Here is a 16,567-nt window from a genome sequence, read left to right on the forward strand (position 1 = left end):
CCCCCTCCTATTCTTGTAGCCATCGAGCAACGTCTTTGGCAAAGTACGTTAAAATTAAATCCGCTCCTGCCCGTTTCATGCCCATTAACATTTCCATCACGATTTGCTTTTCGTTTACCCAACCATTTTGTGCCGCTGCTTTTACCATGGCATACTCTCCGCTTACATTGTAAGCGACAATCGGAAGATGGAAATGGTTTTTCATGTCACGAATAATGTCTAAATACGCAAGCGCTGGTTTTACCATAATAAAATCCGCCCCTTCGCGCACATCGGATTCTGCTTCGCGAAACGCTTCTAACCGGTTAGCTGGGTCCATTTGGTACGTTTTTCGGTCGCCAAACTGTGGCGCGCTATTCGCGGCATCGCGAAACGGCCCATAAAAAGCGGAAGCATATTTTACAGCGTAAGACATAATCGGCACATGCGTAAATCCCGCTTCGTCTAACCCTTGGCGGATCGCCACCACAAAGCCGTCCATCATATTAGAAGGTGCGATAATATCCGCCCCTGCTTTCGCTTGGCTTACCGCTGTTTTTACAAGCAGTTCAAGCGACGGATCGTTCAATACTTGCTCGTTTTCGACGACGCCGCAATGACCGTGGCTCGTATATTCGCATAAACATGTATCTGCAATCACGACAAGCTCTGGATACGTTTGCTTAATTTGCCGAATCGCTTGTTGGACGATGCCATGCTCGCAGTATGCTTGTGAACCGACTTCATCTTTTTCCACTGGGATACCGAAAACGATGACCGACTTAATGCCAAGACGAACCGCTTCTTCTACTTCTTCGTTCAGACGGTCAAGCGAAAACTGGTAAATACCCGGCATGGACGGAATTTCCTGCTTGACATTTTCTCCTTCGATGACAAAAATCGGATAAATGAAATCGTCAACGTGAAGATGTGTTTCGCGTACCATGGCGCGTAAGTTCGCGCTTTGCCGTAACCGGCGGTGGCGGTCAAATTGCCATTTGTTCATTGTTTTCCCTCCATCTGAAAAAATGTTTCCATCGCTTTTATCATACCATCAATTGTATATTGTTCTGGGCAAATATGTACCATTAAGCCAACGTTTTCAGCCGCTTGTTTCGTCACTGGACCAATGCAAGCAATGACACAATGCGCCAATAGCGGCTCCCATTTGATTTCATTCATTACGTTCATAAAACTTTCGACCGTGGACGGGCTTGTAAATGTAAGTATGTCGATGGCGTTCTTTTTTAATAAATCAAGCAACTGCGCTTTGCTGCTATCATTCATTTTCGTTTCATACACGACTAGGTCGGTCACGTCTGCACCTAAATGAACAAGCGATTCTTTCAATGCGGGGCGCGCCAAATTTCCTTTCACTAACAACACACGGTCATTCGGCTTCACGAGCGATTTCATCGCTTCTGCCAATCCTTCTGCGATAAATTCATCAGGAACGACAGAAGGCGTTATCCCTCGTTTTTCTAAAGCGGTTGCCGTTTTTTTTCCGACAACCGCAACATTCGGCAGCGGCATTGTGTCCCTAATAAATGTAAAGAAAAAACGTACCCCGTTGGCGCTCGTAAACACGAGCCAGTCGTAGCGAGACAAGTGGCGAACACATTCCTTGATTTCCTTTGTTTCCGACACCGCTGAAACAGAAATAAGCGGAATTTCTAGCGGGATTGCCCCTGCTTTTTTCAGCTGTTCGGAAAACGCCCTTGCCTGCTCTTTTTCTCTTGTCACCAGCACCGTTTTGCCCGATAACGGAAGATGCTTCATTGCGCACCAAACTCCTTTTTAACCCGGTCGATCAACGCTTTTGCGCCGAGCTGAACGAGACGATCCGCTACTGTTTTGCCAATTTGTTCAGCATCTGTACCGATAGCGGTTTCTTTGTAGCACTCTGTTCCGTCCGGAGAAGCAACGAGTCCTGTAAAAACAACTTCGTCTTTTTCATTCACATACGCATAGCCAGCAATCGGCACTTGGCAGCCACCTTCCATGCGCTGCAAAAAGGTGCGTTCCGCCAATACCGCCCGCTCCGTTTCGCAGTCGTTTAACACTCGCAGCCATTGTAACAGTTCCGCGTCTTCCTCACGGCATTCAATTGCGAGCGCTCCTTGTCCAACAGCCGGCAAACAAACTTCCGTCGACAAATATTCCGTGATTGTTTCTTCTGCCCATCCCATTCGTCGCAACCCAGCCGCTGCCAGAATGATTGCATCATAATCGTCGTTTTCTAATTTCGCCAACCTTGTGTCAATATTGCCGCGAATCCATTTAACCTCCAAATCTCGGCGTTTCGCTAACAGTTGCGCAGAACGGCGCAAACTGCTCGTTCCAATGACCGCCCCGCTCGGAAGCTCCGCAAACGAAACGCGCGCTTTGCTAATGAGCACATCGCGGTGGTCTTCTCGTTTCGGCACACAACCAATCATCAGCCCTTCCGGCAGCACAGCTGGCATATCTTTCATGCTATGGACGGCCATATCAATTTCTTCATGAAGCATCGCTTGCTCAATTTCTTTGACAAACAATCCTTTTCCGCCCACTTTTGATAACGTGACGTTTAAAATCTGATCACCTTTTGTCACAATTTCTTTTACTTCAAACTCAAACGGTGCCCCAAGTTCTTTCAATTTTGTAATGACCCAATTAGTTTGCGTCAAAGCTAACTTGCTTCGCCTCGAACCGACAATAATTTTTCGCATTGCTTCTTCCTCCATTATGAATACCATAAGTGAAATTTTGACAAGCTACCAAATAAGAAAAAATTGACAAGCAAAAATAAAAACGAGCCGATGTTCCAAAGCGCCATCGCTTTTCCGTGCATCCCTTGCACAATTCGCCTGTAAAAATACACACTATAAACAGCCAATACAGAAAACGATCCTAACACTTTCGCATCATACCAATGGAAATGCTCAATTTTGATATAAGCCCAAATCACGCCAAGAATGAGCCCTAATAACAACATAGGCAATCCGATTAAATTTAAAACGTACGACATTTCCTCTAATTTGGTTAAATCAGTCATTCGCCATAACCGTTTCCCCCATTTTTTTTGTTTCAATAAGTGGTATTGAATCATATACAATACCGAAAACACAAACGAAAGGGAAAACGCCCCGTAAGCTAACATCGCCATCGTAATATGGATGATGAGTAGTTCGGAAATAAGCTTTTCCGCTGTTGCTCCCGATTGGTAATGAGCAGGAGCAAACGTATGCAATGCAAGCATAAAAAAGGCGAGCACGTTCGTAAAAAACACGATAAAATCAACGCGCAACAACCGGTTAATGACAAGTGACAGCGTAATAAGCACCCAAACGTAAAAGTAAAGCCCTTCTGCCATTGTCAAAATCGGAAATCGCTTCGTTTCAATCATGCGAAACAAGAAAAAAGTTGTCTGGAAAATCCAGACAATAGAAAGTAACCAGAAGGCGATGCGGTTTGCCTTCCGGTTATGGTGCAAAAAATCTATGAAATAAAGGGAAACAGATAGTGCATATAATAGCACCGATAGCTCGTACAACCGTGCAAAGTTCATCCCCGTCATTCGCATCCTCTCTTTATGACTGTAGAGATGGGACAACCGACTGCTTGCCATCCTTTTTCGCTGGCTGAGACGTTTGTAGCGCCTCTTCAATATTGAAAATTTTTGCAAACAATTGAAGCGCTTCTTCGGCATTTGGCTCTGCCGCTAATTCTTTCGCCCGCAAAATGGGGTCACGGAGTAGCTGGTTAATAATGCTTTTCGTATGTTTGCTTATCACTTTTCGGTCACGCTCCGATAAATGCGGCAATTTCCGTTCGAGGCTTTGCATCGTTTCCGCCTGAATTGCTAACGCTTTTTCACGAAGGGCAGCAAGTACCGGAACGACGCCAAGCGTATGAAGCCATTGCTGAAACTCGACTAATTCTGCTTCAATCATGATTTCGATTTGTTCGGCTGCTTTTTTCCGTTCCGCTAAATTCGCTTGCACGATGCCTTCTAAATCATCAATGTCATATAAAAAGACGCTTTCAAGCTCGCTAAGCGCTGGGTCTAAATCGCGTGGAACGGCGATATCGACCATAAACAGCGGACGACCTTTTCGCATTTTTTCCACGTTCGTCATCATCTCTTTGGTAATGACGTAATCTTTTGCGCCTGTTGAGCTAATTAAAATATCGGCTTCCACGAGGGCGCATTGCAGTTCCGCCAACGATTTTGCGTTTCCAGAAAATTTCTCCGCTAAATGTTGCGCCTTTTCAAACGTCCGGTTGATGACCGTTACTTTTTTCACACCGGTGCCGTAAAGATTTTGTAGCGCTAACTCTCCCATTTTCCCAGCGCCGAGCACTAACACATGCTTCGATGATAAATCACCAAAAATCTTTTTCGCTAGTTCCACCGCTGCATAGCTAACCGATACGGCGTTTGAGCCGATTTCTGTTTCTGCGTGTGCCCTTTTCGCTAACGTCACCGCTTGCTTAAATAGCTGTTTAAATACCGTGCCAATTGTGTTTTCTTCTTGTGCTAAAAGATAGCTTGCGCGCACTTGCCCTAAAATTTGCGTTTCGCCTAAAATCATCGAATCAAGGCCACAGGCAACGCGGAATAAATGCTCGATCGCTGCTTCGTTCTCGAAAATTTTTAAATACGGTGCAAGCACGTCTTTCTCAATATGAAACCAATCGGCTAAGAATGTTTTTATATAATAACGCCCAGTGTGCACTTGGTCGACGACAGCATAAATTTCTGTACGATTACATGTTGAAAGAATGACATTTTCTAAAATGCTTTTTTGTTGCTGTAACGCTTTCATCGCTTCGACCAATTCCGATTCGCTAAATGTCAACTTTTCACGAATTTCGACAGGGGCGGTTTTATAGTTCACGCCAACGACAACAATATGCACTTCCCTATACCCCCTCAATCAAAAGTACATAATCATCTCACTATATTATAGCATGTATATGTGCAACATAACGAAAAAAATGTGAACACAATTTGAACCTATGTGATAAACTTTTAGACAGAGTTCTTTTCATATGTACCATAAAAACACACCTTCTATCAAGCATAGTTCATAGTAGAAATGGGGAGAAACGAGTGAAAAAGAATGGGATGTTTTCCGGAATTGTGTTAATTGGCTTAGGATTGTATTTTTTCGCCGGTCAGTTTTCGCTTCCTTTTTTTAAATTTTTCCAAGGATGGCCAGCATTGTTCATCATTTTCGGAGCGGCTTTGCTCGCACAAGCATACTCTGCCCGTGAATACCAACATCTCTTTTCGGGAACGCTACTGTTTGGATTTGGTCTTCAGTTTATACTCGTTCAACTTTGGAGAGGGTGGCCAAACGAAATCGGCGTCTTCTTTTTGATCGTCGCCCTCGCATTTTTACTCAGTGCACGAAAAATGAAAACAGGACTTATGCAAAGCGTGTTATTTTTTGCACTATCGTTTGTCATACTGTTTTCCGAACGATTTGCCCACGTGTTTCATATTATCGAAACGAGTATTTCTTTCATTTGGAAATTTTGGCCACTCGCCTTCATTTTGTTCGGTGTATACATATTATGGACGAAAAAGAAGTAGTTGATACAAAAAGAGGATGTCCCAAAAGTGTTCGCATATCGTTCGCTTTGGGACCACTTTTTTTGAACAAAAAATCGTCTCATTCTGCCTTGCCGAGGTGAGAAACATGAGTAATCCGCAAAAAATCACACATTATTCCCGAACCCGTCTGAAATAATTTGAAAAATGGATTCCGAAATAATGTGCTAATTTACAAGAATCAACCAAAAATCAGAACAAACGATCGATCGTTTGTGTGTTCAATTGTAAATCTTTAAACTTATATACTGTAGTTGAGCAATTTAAATTACAATAATTACCATGTAAAAGAGACAAACAGGGTACCCCTTATGCCACGTGGAGCTGTTTTTTCACGGTATCAATGGGAATATTTTGTTTCGCTGCATGGTAAATGAACTCCACGAGGCTATGTCCTTTTCTCTTGCGCAGGAGATCGAGCCCATCCGAAAAATCGCTGTTAGACTCGAATAGGCTGTACACGTAAGCAAGCTGCACCAAGATCCAGTAACGTTTCACCGCTCGATGATGACGAACGCGGTACCCATCGAGTTTCAGCTGGTCTTTCGCTTGACGGAAAAAACATTCGATCGACCAACGCTCGGCATAGTAGCGCAAGATGTCTTCGTCGCTTAGCTCCCAATCGGTGCTCAAGACGCAATGAAGATGTTCCGGTGTCATCGGTTGATCGGCTTTCCAAACAAGTAGCACCACCGCATCATCGAGACCGTTGAGCGCTCCTTCGTAACGATAGACGCGATAGCGCTCTTCTCCCACCGTGACGAGGCGGGTGTCATTCGGTTCGAGATAGCGGGCAAACTGTTTGGCTTGGATGGCGATGCCTTTCGGATAGAGAATCCGGTTCGTCTTAAGCATCGCGATGACGTGGAACCCTTTTTTCAAGCAGGCTTCCACGAGTGCTTTCGATGGATACCAAGAGTCCATCAGTACATAAACAGGACGACTCACATCCAAAGAAGAAAGCATCTCAATCGCGAGTTTTCCTTTGCTTTTTCCAGCCTCCTTGTCGTAGGGGCGAAAAGCAAACGGAAACGCTTGAGTCATCGTATGAACCATGAGCCAAACGAGAGAATGCCCCCAAATCGATTTTTTCTCTGTGTGAGAATAATGCCAATCACACCCTTGAATAGCGCATGTTGCCCGTGACGAAGGCTTCGTTTTTTGGCAAATCGTATCATCGATGGAAACAAAAATGGGTTGATTCTTCTGTTTGGCGATGCGTTCGACACGATGAAGCATCCACTGCTGGAGTTTGCGGAGCAATGTCTCTTCATCCCACGGACTTTTCGTGAAAAAATGGCTCAGTGTCGTGCGATGGTTCGGATGAAAACTCCCATGATGTAGATCGGTCAACGTTCCCGAAAAACCTTTCGTCACCATCGCATCCACGATATGAACGAGATGCTTCATCACAGGTTTCGAGAAATAAAGCGCCAACCCCAACGTCGTGAAAAACTTGTGGATTCCTTGATGATGTGCTAATCTATTCATGAGACATGAACCTCCTTGTGTGAATGGTTGGTAGCACATCTATTCTAACCAAGGAATCGGGTTCATGTCTTCTTTTTTGTCTCAATGTAAATTTATGTTATCGATTTTGCTCATCTACAGATGATTAAATATATTTTGGGTATCTCCCATACAAGTCACCTCAATGTTTTAGTTTAATATTTAAAAAGGTCGACTCTCTTTCTTCTTGAGTAACTGTTCAGCCATTACATAGAAAAAGTTTACGAGATCGGGTTTATTTCTGCTCCCCTTGTCTATACTAGCACCATCCAAGACAAGGGAGGTGAACACGATGGCAAACGTTGTTTTTGATTTCCAACAAGCGGTCTTCACACTCGAAAGCATGGTCGCAAAAATTGAGCGCCAAGCACAAACCATCGAAAAACTCATCAAAGAAAACGAACAATTAAGACAAGAAAACCAGCAACTTCGTCAAGAAAATCAAAAATTGAAAGCACGTATTGCAGAATTAGAAGCCCGCACGAAAAAAAACAGTACCAATAGCCATTTGCCGCCGTCTTCTGACCGGTTTGTGGCGAAATCTCCTTCTCGCCAACCGTCGGAGAAACAGCCGGGAGGGCAACTAGGGCATCGAGGAACGACGCTCCGCCAAGTACCGAATCCTGACCATCGAGTCCTTCACCGCGTGACCAAATGCAAAGGATGTGGTCACTCTTTAGAACATGTTGCTCCGCTTCAAGTAGACATTCGCCAAGTGTTCGACCTCCCAGTGGTTCGAATGGAAGTGACTCAACACGAACGGGAAGTGAAGGGGTGTCCGAAATGTCATCTCGTCCAGCAGGCAGAGTTCCCTTTTTATGTCACGAATCATGTCCAGTACGGACCAGCCATCACTTCCCTTGTTTTATACTGGAATCATGCGCAGTTGATCCCGTGCGAGCGTGTCACGGAGATGGTCAAAGCGCTAGTGGACCATTCGATCAGTGCAGGCACAGTCGTGAACATGACGAGACGATGGCTCCCTGTGTTCAAAGCAGCGCTCGAAGAGATCGAAGCGGCGTTGCTAGCTTCCAAGACGTTGCACGTCGATGAAACGAGCCTGCGTGTGAACAGAAAGAACCAATGGGTGCATGTGGCTTCCACTGCCAAGGTCACCCGATACGGGCTTCATCGTTCCCGTGGAAAGCAAGCGACGGACGACATCGGGATCTTGCCACGGTACAAAGGAACGATGGTACACGATGCGTATTCGGTGTACCCGATGTACACAGAGGCGAGCCATGCCCTTTGCCACGCCCATCATCTCCGGGAGCTTCGGGCATATACAGAACTTTACGGCCATTCATGGTCGAAAGAGATGAGCGAAGCGCTGTTGAAGATGAAACAGGCGGTGGAGAACGCGGGCGGAGCTCTACCGGAGGAGGAAGTCCGGTATTGGGAAGCCGTGTACGACGAGCTTCTAGCGAATGGTCGCCGAGAACTCGAGGAGCGTTGCCGACAAGGCAAGCATGAAGGCGTCCGCAACGCGCAGAATTTCATCCAGCGTCTAGAAAAGCGCAAGCAAGAAGCGCTTCTCTTCCTGCGAAAGAAAGAAGTGCCGTTTGACAACAACCAAGCCGAGCGTGATTTGCGGATGGTGAAAGTCAAACAAAAAATTTCCGGAACGTTTCGTCAGGAAGACGATGCCGAGGCTTTCTGTGTCATTCGCAGCGTCATTTCTACCCTGCAAAAACATGAGAAACCGGCTTGGGAATCGTTGCAAAGACTTCTAAGTGGGGAGTCTCTTCAAACGATTCTCCATTCCTCCTAGGGCATTTTCGATACGGGAAATGCCCTATTGGTGCTGGATTCTGAAAATCTCACTAGTATTGGGCTGAATGGATACCTTCTTGAGTCATTGTTTCCGCAGTATCTCTAATTTTTCTATCTAAATCTTTAATCCTAGATTTCCATTGAGAACCAATTGATGAGTTTATTTTCTTATCTCCCATTCCACCAATATGACGGGGGGTTCCACCTGCAATTTGATCTGGATTGTGCAGCGCCGCTTGACCTTTTAACCATTCTTGTGCTTGTTTTTTCGCTTCTTCTCGAGATAATCCTTGCTTACGTAGTTCCGAAACTTTTTCTTTTAATGCCTCTTGTCTAGCCAGTTTCTGCGCTGCGTTTCCTTCTAATGCCCTACCATCTTTCGAATATCTATCTCGATTTTTTATAAACTCATCAACTGTCAAAGAATTGATTCCTTCTTCTTGAGCTTTTAATTGCCTATCAAATTCTGCTGCATCGTGTTTCGGGTTCCTTTTAAAGCTGATCTCAATTTCAGAAATTCTCGGGATGTCACTAACTCCCTTACCTTTACCCGTCCCCTGAGTAGCTTCAGGCGTCCTCTTAACAACTCTTCCCGAAACACCTTCTTCCCGACTTATTCGCTGGTACAGTTCTTTAGCGCTTTGGACAAAGTTGGAACCTCCCGTTGCCGCTAAAGTGGCTCCATGAGTGGCTCCCATAGCAGCGATGGCAGTGGCTGGAGCTCCGACAGCCGCTCCTACTCCCGTGCTGCTAAGGACGATGCCGCCTGCTTCTAAAGCGGTGAACCCGGCTGTTTCGATTGCCCCGGCTACAGTCGATACAGCGTGTCCCGCCATTTTCCCCAATTCATAGGCGACAGGGTGCGGGCTGTTATAAGGGCGGTGTGCCATATTGTATGTCACATCCTGTAAAGCCGCATCTCCCGCTCCTCTCACAAACTCCACTGTGCTTTCCATTGGGTGTTTCGTCAATCCGTGCCATGATTTTTCTGCGTTCTTCGCTACTTGTCGAGCGGTTTGTTCGATTTTTTGTCCTGTATTGATTATACCATGAACCGCCTGTTTGGCGACATGCTCTGCTTTCTTTTCTAGTTGATGTGCACTGCGTTCGATCGTTTTCTCCGTATCTTTGATTTCTTGCTTTATCTTATGTTCAATCGGATGGATCGCTTCGGATACCGCTTGTTTCACATTATGTGCGACGTGCTTTATAGCTTGCTCTGTCTTCTTTTCCGCCTCATGGAACGCTTCTCGTGCCTTCTGACTAATATGTACCGTGTCTTTCACTGCTTGTTTCGCGGCATGTTCCACTTTCTTTTCGACTTTTTGAATCGCTTTCTCCACTTGTTTCACATCATGTGCGACGTGCTTTCCCACTTGTTCCGCTTTCTTTTCCGCTTGATGAAAAGCTTCCTTTGCCTTTTGGCTAATGTGCACCGTATCCTTTACGACCTGTTTCACCACTGGCTCGACTTTCTTTTCTACTTGCTGAACGGTTTGTTGAATGGTCTTCTCTACTTTCTTGACGTCATTGGCAACATGTTTGACCGTCTGCTCTACCTTTTTCTCGACAAAATGTCCTAATTTGCTTAATGAACTCCAAAAAGACATCTCCCCCGCTCCTTTGACTCTGTCCTTTTGTTGGAACAACGTTCGTTGCTAAGCCATGATTGATGAAAATACCCCCCCTTTTCCATTTGATTGGTTGATGATTGAATAATAAAAAAAAAAAATATCAATTCTGTCAATAAAAATTTTGGTTCTATTCCCAAACATTTTTCGATTTTCGCCAAAAGTTGTACCTGATTTTTTATACATACGTACTACTGACCCGCTCTCTTGCTCATTCGAACCGTAAAGATCCCCCAATGAATCATGAACGAAAGTACGAGACGAATTCGAACGTTTCATACTTGGACATTTTCCTTCAAAAAAAGGCAATCTTTATCAACGAACCGAACGGATGGCTGACCAGTACAACTCTTTGCGGCTCTATCTCCTTCGAAAATCCTAGGCTCCTCCTGAAGTAGGAAAGTAAACGTCAAATAGCCCCCACCTTTTTGAAGGCCGGGGCTTGAGGTATTATTTAGTTAGCTGCTGAAAAGCAATACATGAAACAGGGAGTGTGGTTGACCAAGGAAGCATTTGATCCAATGCGTTCTTGTCTGACAAATCCATATTGGGAAGCTTCTCAAAAAGATAGCGAAGGTAATAATATGGATGTAATTGATTCGCTTTCGCTGTCTCCACTATGCTGTAGATGATGGCACTTGCCCGTGCACCTTGTGGTGTATTAGCGAAAAGCCAATTTTTCCTTCCGATGACCACCGATTTGATCGAGCGTTCGCTGCGATTATTATCGATCTCCAGTCGCCCATCCTCTAAAAAGGCCACTAATTTATCCCATTGGTTCAGACAATACGCAACGGCTTTTCCTAATGCGCTCTTTGGCAACACGTGCTGTTTTTGCTTTTGCAGCCATGACAAAAAAGCGTCTAAGATAGGCTTGCTTTGCTTTAGACGTTCTTCATACCGATCTTTAGGATCTAATTTTTTTAATTTACGTTCCACCGCAAACAGCTGATTACAGAAATTCAGACCTTCCGTTGCGGTCACTGGTGCCACGCTATTGGCAGGCATGGATTTTAGGGCGTCTGTAAATCCTCTACGCGCATGAGCCCAACAACCAACCAAGGTTACGTTTGGCACTTGATGGTATCCTGCGTATCCATCCACCTGCAAATAGCCTTGAAAACCGTTCAGGAAATTCTTTGGGTTTTCCCCTGCTCTCGTTTCCTGATAATCATAAAGGATGATAGGCGGCCCTTCTATTCCTGTCTGATACTGCCATAAATAGGAGGTAGAAGTAGCCGGTCTTCCAGGTTCCTGAAGAACCTGAAGGGTGGTTTCATCGGCATGAATAATATCCAGCTCCAGAAGATGTTCGTGCATCCGATGATACAGCACACTCAGCCATCGTTCCGCTCCTTTTACCATCCAATTGGCAAAGGTTTGTCGAGAAAGAGGCATGCCCATTCGTTGAAACTGTTTTTCTTGGCGATATAACGGGAGTCCCTCTACATATTTTTGCGTCATAATATGTGCCAAAATAGAAGGAGAGGCAAGACTGCCCGGAATGACGGATTTCGGTCTAGGCGCTGTTTGAATAGGTGTTTCGATCTCATGGTGCTCACAATGGCGACAAGAATAGACATATTGCACGTGTTTCACTACTTTTAATTCCGCAGGAATATAGACAAGTTCTTGGCGTACTTCCGTACTCATTTCATGTAGCGTTCCACCGCAACACGAACAGACCTGCTCTTCATCGGATAAACGGTATTCGACCGTTTCGACCGGCAGGTTTTCCAGCATCGCTTCGCGGTGACCGCGTGTTTTCCGACGGCGCTGATAACGAATGGACTCCAACGTAGGTTCCGGCAACTCAAGGTTCGATTCGTTTTCTACCTCGTTGAATAGTTCCAATTGACCAGGATGGATTTTTTCACTTGAAACGCCAAAGCGTTTGTGCTGCAGAAGGCGAAGCTGTTCTTCATACCATTTTACTTTCGCTTCCAACTCCTGTTGCTTTTTTAGTTTCGCCTGTAATTCTGCATTTTGCTTTTCTAGCATTTCCAAGCGTTGGAGGAGATCTTCCGTTGTAAGATTGGAATGAGGGAATTTCGCTGTTTTTTTCATACTCTCATTATACAATAAAACAGCGGAATTCCCTGAATTTTTATTATTTAAATAACTTTCTTTGCGGTTACTGCCGAATGGGCTTGTTTCTGGTTCAATGATAGTCCATCGAGCAGCCAGCGTAATTGGCGTGGACTAATTTGTAAAGGTTCCGAGCTGTGCTCCGAAGGCCAATCAAACGTTCCACGTTCCAGTCGGCGATAATATAGCCAAAATCCGTTATGATCCCAATGAAGAATTTTCAATTTATCCCGTCCACGATTGCAGAACACAAAAAGGGTAGAAGAAAAGGGATCAAGCTGGAATGCTTCTTGGACGATGGCTGCCAACCCGTCGATGGATTTTCGCAAATCTGTACTCCCTCGGGCGAGGTACACATGGGTCACCGTGGCCGCATTTAACATAACGTTTTCAACACCTTCACCACATCGGCAAAAAGCGAAGGGTTAAACCCTTGCTTCACCTCGATCGAACATTCGCCGATTTTTACTTGGATGGAATCCTCTTCATGGATCGATGGATCTGCCATCACAACGGATGCCCATTTTGTAGAGGGATTTGGTGTAGCGTTGGAACCTTCGAGCCGTTTGAGCCAGTACTTCAGCTGGTGAACCTTTAACCTATTCCTTTCACACCATTTTGCTTGGGTGAGACCACTCGCCCTGTAATCAGCAATACGCTGTTCCCATTCACGTCTTCATTCGTTTTTGTCCATACCAAAACTCCTTTAATTAAGATTTCTAAAGAAATTATGGCACGGATGTAGGGGCAAAACTAGGTGGGAAGAGTTTGACGCTTACGTAGGAAAAAAGGGTTAGCCCCTTTATTTATCTAGTCGTTATCAAACTCGGGTTAACTTCACATAAAATCGAGTAGGAGGGGGGTGATTAACCCCATACCCGTCAAGTTTAGTGTTAGGCATCGTTGTATCCATACGCAACGTTTGTAATCATGGGCTGAAGAAAAAGAATACCACATTTTTTAGGCATGCCAAATAACCCTCTTTAAGAGGGTTATTTGGCACTTTTATGAATAAAATTAATAAATATCCAATTTCATCAAGAGATCCAATGCCGTTTCTTTCCCTTTCCTTCGATCCTTTCTTCCATGTTTTCTCAATAGAAGGAGGAGAGAAGAAAGGCTGATTTCCTCCTTCGATAGGCGCAAAAGCAGTTGTTGCCAATAGGATTGGAGAACATCTAGTGCTTTCCGTTCACTGATTTGAATCCCTTCTTTTTGTTGCCAATACGTTCGAGCTTGAAACAGAAAGGTCTGGGTGACCAAAATGGCAATCAACGTCCCATATATATGGCATTCGAACCGTTCTTTCTTCATCTTTTTGACTTTCGCCAGATCAAAGACGGACTTCCACTCTTTAAACAACAGTTCAATTTGCCACCGCAAGGAATAAAGCTCATAAACCTGTTGCCCATCAAACGACTCTTGTGGTAAATTAGTCAGTAAGATGTGGTATTTCTTTTGTTCGAGGGTTTGGCGTGCCAGCGCCTTCCCTTTTCTTTTTTCCTTTTTTCGCACATACGCCATCCGTTTTTGCCATTCTTCTTCCGTCAGACGTCGAAAAATCAAGCGCGGGATATACAAACGCTCATGCCCGATGTATACATGTTCCATTTCTACGGATTCCCCTTCCTCTAATTGATTCCCAAGAGATTCCCAATCCCATTCCTTCCACCGGCTATTCTCTTTGATATACACTTTCATATCGGAACGGAGCCGAGTAATATAATACGCTCCGTGGGCGTCGATCTCGGCCAGTGCGGCAACGGAGAAAAAGCCTAAATCCCGAATACATAGGTCATTCGGCAAAATCGTGTGCTGGGCATGATAGGCAAAACGGGCGTCCGAGTCATTAGCCGATTGAACACATAGTTGAAGACAGGCACCAGACAACAAGTCATATTCAAACTGAATTTTTGCTCCTGATGAGACGGAACCTCGGTAGTCCTCCCCATAGTCGGCAGGAACCAAAAAACTGGTCGAGTCCAAAATCCGCAAGCGAGTAAAACACGTCCGGTAGGTTTGGATGGTGGACCAAAGCAATGGGCGTTGTCGCTGGAGGAGAAGGAAAAACACTTCTCGCAAAAACGCCACGGCTCTCTCGGTAAACCGCTGATTCAATCCTTCACTGGACAGGGAACAGTCATGGCGGAGTGTGAGAGACGTACATAACCGTTGGAGCGATTGTTGAGCCAGTGAGCCATCTCCCCATGCACAAAGAGTCAAAAATGCTTCTGCCGTTAATGCTCGTTTTCGCTGAATAAATCCCGTTTCTTGAGCAAGATGAGTCAATGTCTCAGGCGAGAAAAGTTGACGGATGGTTTTTATCCATGCTTGCATTTGATTTTCCATAGAAAAAATCCTTTCTAACGAAGAGTATTCGCTAGAAAGGATACCATGTTTTTAACGGTGTACAAAGGCCCAATTTCTTAACTTGATGGCTATGGTGATTAACCCCCGACCTCTCACACCACCGTACGTACCGTTCGGTATACGGCGGTTCCACTAAGATTGACGCAGAAATTCGTAGCGATTATACAGACTTTTCAGCCCTCGTTGGCTCCAATAGGAGTTGTCGAGGGTTTTGTGTAGAATTGGGCTGTGGGCGATTCGCCAGTATTTCTTTCTGGTGTTTCCCCATTCGTATGCTTTGTATTCTGGAATCCCTAATCCAATCAGCTTTCTAACTCTTGTTTTAGGTTTCTTCCATTGTTTCCATTCACACATTCTCAGCCTTCTTCTTATCCACTCGTCTATTTCTTTGAATTTGCTCGGGGTATCTGCTAGCGCGAAGTATCCGCACCATCCTGTGAGGTATTGGTTCAGTCTTTCCACCCTTACTTCCATCGGATAAGGCTTCGACCGAGAAGTTATTTCTCGTATTTTTCTTTTCAGCCGTTCCATGCTTTCTTTGGCTATTCGCACCTTTGGATCTTTGTGAAAGGTGAAACTGAACCCTAGAAACTTCCGTTTCCACGGACGGTCTACTGCTGATTTCTCTCTGTTTACCTTCAATTTTAGGTGCTGTTCGAGGAAGGTCGATACCGATTTCATCACACGCTGTCCTGCTTTCCATGACTTCACATAGATGTTGCAGTCATCCGCATATCGGACAAATTGGTGCCCCCTTGCTTCCAACTCTTTGTCCAATTGGTCTAGGAGAATGTTGGATAGAAGTGGACTAAGCGGTCCTCCCTGCGGTGTTCCTTCTTCCGTTATTTGGACAACCCCATTTATCATGACTCCTGATTGAAGATATTTTCGTATCAACTTCAGTAGGATGCGGTCTTCGATTCGCTTGGCGAGTATCCCCATCAATTGGTCGTGATTGACTTTATCAAAGAATTTCTCTAAGTCTATATCGACCACCCAGCGGTAACCCTCTTTGATATATTCTTTCGCCTTCCTTACCGCATCATGAGCCCTCCGATTCGGACGAAACCCATAACTATTTTCCGAAAAGGTTGGGTCAAAGATTGGGGTTAACACTTGAGCGATTGCTTGTTGAATGAAACGATCTGTCACGGTAGGTATTCCTAACATCCTCACTCCGCCATTTGGTTTCGGGATTTCGACACGACGTACGGGTGCAGGTTGGTAGGTTCCTGTTCTTAACTCTTCCCGGAGGGAGTCCCAGTTTTCATAGAGATGTCTTCGTAGGTCTTTTACGGACATTCCATCGATGCCGTGACTTCCTTTATTTTGTTCCACTCGTTTGAGCGCCGTTAGAAGATTTCCACGTGACAAGATTCGTTCCATTAACATCTTCGCTTCCCTTTCTACGTGAACGAAGGTTCTCCTTATGCCAGTTCCTGCTCCACCCTCTTAGAGTCCCCCACGGGATTCACCGCTTCCTCCTCTAAGTAAGTCCTTTCGGATTGTCTGTGTTCTTCACAGGTACTGAATGCGTAGATTTCGTTCTCTCTTCATGGTTCAGTCCTTCCCACCCTTTCTCGAGCAAGGATGGTACTATGACCTCTGCTGACTT

14 protein-coding genes are annotated in these 16,567 nt (G+C 45.0%); 2 read left to right on the top strand and 12 right to left on the bottom strand.

Translation table 11 applies throughout. The features are described 5' to 3' along the window. Positions 1–7: 7 nt before the first annotated feature. From hemB to hemA, 5 genes are read right to left on the bottom strand one after another with little or no spacing between them, the layout of a single operon-like run. Entirely contained in the window at positions 8–985 is a 978-nt protein-coding gene (hemB, locus tag GFC30_RS14180; protein WP_066326516.1) for a porphobilinogen synthase, read from the bottom strand. Further along, positions 982–1,758 (bottom strand): uroporphyrinogen-III synthase, encoded by a 777-nt coding sequence (locus tag GFC30_RS14185; RefSeq protein ID WP_066326517.1) that lies wholly within the window; start codon positions 1,756–1,758, stop codon positions 982–984. Before GFC30_RS14185 ends, hemB begins: the two co-directional genes overlap by 4 nt. After that, the gene (gene hemC / locus GFC30_RS14190; protein ID WP_066327452.1) at positions 1,755–2,690 is read right to left on the bottom strand and encodes a hydroxymethylbilane synthase; all 936 of its coding nucleotides are present in this window, start codon (positions 2,688–2,690) and stop codon (positions 1,755–1,757) included. The genes GFC30_RS14185 and hemC overlap by 4 nt, the downstream gene beginning before the upstream one ends. A gap of 14 nt (positions 2,691–2,704) precedes the next feature. Then, positions 2,705–3,538, bottom strand: a complete 834-nt coding sequence (locus GFC30_RS14195; RefSeq protein ID WP_066326519.1) for a cytochrome C assembly family protein — start codon at positions 3,536–3,538, stop codon at positions 2,705–2,707. Positions 3,539–3,551: 13 nt separating this feature from the next. Further along, a complete protein-coding gene (gene hemA / locus GFC30_RS14200) occupies positions 3,552–4,883 on the bottom strand; it encodes a glutamyl-tRNA reductase (RefSeq protein WP_066326522.1) in 1,332 nt (443 codons plus the stop codon). 194 nt (positions 4,884–5,077) lie between these two features. Between hemA and GFC30_RS14205 the strand changes: the two genes are divergently transcribed. Next, positions 5,078–5,563 (top strand): LiaI-LiaF-like domain-containing protein, encoded by a 486-nt coding sequence (locus GFC30_RS14205; protein ID WP_066326526.1) that lies wholly within the window; start codon positions 5,078–5,080, stop codon positions 5,561–5,563. Positions 5,564–5,890: 327 nt separating this feature from the next. Here GFC30_RS14205 and GFC30_RS14210 read toward each other — a convergent pair whose 3' ends face one another. Further along, positions 5,891–7,072, bottom strand: coding sequence for an IS701 family transposase (locus tag GFC30_RS14210; RefSeq protein WP_066322703.1), 1,182 nt, complete (start codon positions 7,070–7,072; stop codon positions 5,891–5,893). Positions 7,073–7,382: 310 nt separating this feature from the next. Between GFC30_RS14210 and tnpC (GFC30_RS14215) the strand changes: the two genes are divergently transcribed. Continuing rightward, positions 7,383–8,861, top strand: coding sequence for an IS66 family transposase (tnpC, locus tag GFC30_RS14215; protein WP_066321972.1), 1,479 nt, complete (start codon positions 7,383–7,385; stop codon positions 8,859–8,861). Positions 8,862–8,913: 52 nt separating this feature from the next. Here tnpC (GFC30_RS14215) and GFC30_RS17550 read toward each other — a convergent pair whose 3' ends face one another. The 6 genes from GFC30_RS17550 to ltrA form a co-directional block, all read right to left on the bottom strand. Then, positions 8,914–10,473 carry a polymorphic toxin type 15 domain-containing protein gene (locus tag GFC30_RS17550; protein WP_238583522.1) on the bottom strand — a complete coding sequence of 520 codons (1,560 nt, stop codon included), beginning with the start codon at positions 10,471–10,473 and terminating at the stop codon, positions 8,914–8,916. A gap of 471 nt (positions 10,474–10,944) precedes the next feature. Continuing rightward, positions 10,945–12,495: an IS66 family transposase gene (gene tnpC, locus GFC30_RS14230; protein ID WP_148660354.1), complete on the bottom strand. Its 1,551-nt coding sequence runs from the start codon at positions 12,493–12,495 to the stop codon at positions 10,945–10,947. A 113-nt stretch (positions 12,496–12,608) separates the two neighbouring features. Beyond that, positions 12,609–12,965: an IS66 family insertion sequence element accessory protein TnpB gene (gene tnpB / locus GFC30_RS14235; protein WP_066322942.1), complete on the bottom strand. Its 357-nt coding sequence runs from the start codon at positions 12,963–12,965 to the stop codon at positions 12,609–12,611. After that, positions 12,959–13,237: an IS66 family insertion sequence element accessory protein TnpA gene (gene tnpA, locus GFC30_RS17830; protein WP_238583557.1), complete on the bottom strand. Its 279-nt coding sequence runs from the start codon at positions 13,235–13,237 to the stop codon at positions 12,959–12,961. Before tnpA ends, tnpB begins: the two co-directional genes overlap by 7 nt. 362 nt (positions 13,238–13,599) lie before the next feature. Continuing rightward, positions 13,600–14,931: an IS4 family transposase gene (locus GFC30_RS14245; protein ID WP_066326530.1), complete on the bottom strand. Its 1,332-nt coding sequence runs from the start codon at positions 14,929–14,931 to the stop codon at positions 13,600–13,602. Between the two features lie 153 nt (positions 14,932–15,084). Next, complete coding sequence (gene ltrA, locus GFC30_RS14250) at positions 15,085–16,344, bottom strand: group II intron reverse transcriptase/maturase (RefSeq protein WP_066322684.1); 1,260 nt, start codon at positions 16,342–16,344, stop codon at positions 15,085–15,087. Between the last annotated feature and the right edge of the window lie 223 nt (positions 16,345–16,567).

The organism is Anoxybacillus amylolyticus (genome assembly GCF_001634285.1).
Lineage (GTDB): Bacteria > Bacillota > Bacilli > Bacillales > Anoxybacillaceae > Anoxybacteroides > Anoxybacteroides amylolyticum.